General features: G+C 47.3%; 1 protein-coding gene. It reads right to left on the bottom strand.

The features are described 5' to 3' along the window. The coding region (locus AC0IXA_RS28120) for an AI-2E family transporter (protein WP_471815014.1) at positions 1 to 237 on the bottom strand (237 nt) is incomplete at both ends.

The following is a 237-nucleotide window of genomic DNA, read 5'->3' as shown; positions in this document are numbered from 1 at the left end:
GACTTCGCCCTACAATGATTGGGCTGAGGACATTACTCTCTAAAAATTGCAGCACCGCTACTGTGATTAGTACAATGATGACCGATTTCACCGAGATGGTAAACGCAATAAAGATGGCAGGAACTGCGCCAATAATCGGTCCAAAATAAGGAATCACGTTCGTTGCCCCTATCAGCATCCCAAGAACAAGCGGATACGGGATATGAAAAAGCCAGAGCACAATGGCTGCTGCACCCC

The sequence above is a fragment of the Pseudomonas sp. AC083 genome, assembly GCF_979253165.1.
Note: the sequence above shows the minus strand (reverse complement) of the source record. Positions and strands in the feature narration are given on the sequence as shown.